General features: G+C 53.5%; 1 protein-coding gene. It reads right to left on the reverse strand.

What is annotated here, in order from left to right; all coding sequences use genetic code 11:
* Positions 1 to 277 precede the first annotated feature (277 nt).
* Positions 278 to 1,868: condensation domain-containing protein (locus AZ66_RS28865; protein WP_044358075.1), on the reverse strand; the 1,591-nt coding region annotated here is incomplete at its 5' end.

Raw genomic sequence — 1,868 nt, forward strand, 5'->3', positions numbered from 1 at the left:
CTTCCTTGGGATGTGCGCCGCTTTCGCTTGACGGCGGAGGCGCGCTTATAGAGGTTGTTCAAAAAGTCCGCTTTTGATCACGAAATAAATCATGAAGTGGACTCGGCATCGAATCTTGAATTCAGCCGGGCCTAAGCAGATGCTTACGAAGTATGTTTCCTGCGGAAACATCTCAGGTGCTCATGTACCCAAAACGTACGCTCCGCTCCTCAGGCCCTAGCTTCATCCAACTTTCTCGGTGCTGAAAACCGACCTTTTTGAACACGCACTTATAGGATTAGAACGCGAATTCGATCGTATCGACGGCACTCTTTTCGCCAGCCGCCGGTTTATGACATTCAATCCGACTTAGCTCAAGTTGCGGATTTTCCACAATTTGTGACAGTACCCGCAGGTAATCCTCGGTCAAGGTACGGATCGTCGCTTCTTTGAACAGCTTAGTGGCGTAGAAGAAGCCCCCGCTCAGCGCCCCGTTGTTTTCATACATAAACAGCGTCAGATCGAACTTCGCTTCTTCCAAATGGTCAAGCTCGTAATTCTTCAGGCTGACCCCTTCCAGCTCGACGTCTCGTTCTTCGATATTTTGCAAGTCGAAAACGGCATCGAACAGCGGGAATCGGCCCGGCTCCCGCTTCACATTCAAACGTTCCACGAGCTCCTCGAATGGATAATCCTGGTTCTCGATAGCACCCAAAGCCGTTTCCTTCACTTCTTCCAGGTAGGACAAAAACGTTTTGTCGCTCGACGGACGATTGCGGATCGCCAGTGTATTGACAAACATTCCGATGACCGGTTCCAAATCGGCATTCGTTCTTCCCGCCACCGGGGTGCCCACGATCAAGTCCTCCTGCCCGCTGTATTTGGACAGCAGCACGGTATAAGCCGCAAGCAGCACCATGAACAGCGTGCTTTCACGCTCTGCCGCCAATTCGTGCAGCCGTGTAGAGAGAGAAGCTTCGACGTCAAACTCCAGATGTGCACCTTCGTAGCTGCGAGCCGCAGACCGTTTGTAGTCCATCGGCAGGTTCGCCGTTGGCAGCTCGCCTTTAAAGGTTTGCAGCCAGTACGCTTCCTGCCGCCCGATCCGTTCTCGGTAAGCCTTCGACTGCTGCCAAACGACATAATCCTTGTATTGAATGCGCAGTGACGGCAGCTCTTCCCCAGCGTAGAAACTCGAGAACTCATCGATCACAATCGCCATTGATACGCCGTCGGACACCATATGGTGCATGTCGAAAATGAGAATATACAGGTTCGGCTCTAGCTCGATGACCCCGGCGCGCAGCAGAGGCGGCTTGCCGAGATCAAATGGACGAACGAAGCTGCGGACGATCTGCTCGATTTGAGCCGCATCCTCTTTATCCGCTTGATGATGCTCGACAGCAAAATCGACCTGCGGGTAAATCCGCTGAACCGCTTTCCCCTTCACGATTTCAAAACCGGTGCGCAGCGATTCATGCCGTGTTATCAATTTCCGCAAGGCGGCTTCCAACCGGTCTAAATCAAACTCGCCTTCCACCTGCACCAGTTCCGGCATGTTGTAAAGCTGATCCGCTCCATCCAGCGTGTGCTGAATAAACAGCCGTTTCTGCGCGGAGGACAGAGGGTAATACTCTCTCTCCTCCGCTTGAGGAATGCCCTCATGCTCCCGCCGTTCCATTCGGGCGATCGCCTCAGCCATCGCTGCAATCGTCGAGTGACGGAATACGTCGCGCAGCGGCAGGTTGACGTTTAATTCCTTAAATACTTTGCCTGCCAGCGTCGTTGCCCGCAGGGAGTGACCACCGATGTCGAAGAAGTTGTCGTGAACGCCAATCTCCTTCGCAAGCCCCAGCACCTCCTGCCAAATCGTCGCCAGCTTCGTTTCC

Origin of the sequence: Paenibacillus sp. E194 (assembly GCF_000935845.1) — a bacterium.
Taxonomy (GTDB): Bacteria; Bacillota; Bacilli; order Paenibacillales; family Paenibacillaceae; genus Paenibacillus_B; species Paenibacillus_B alvei_B.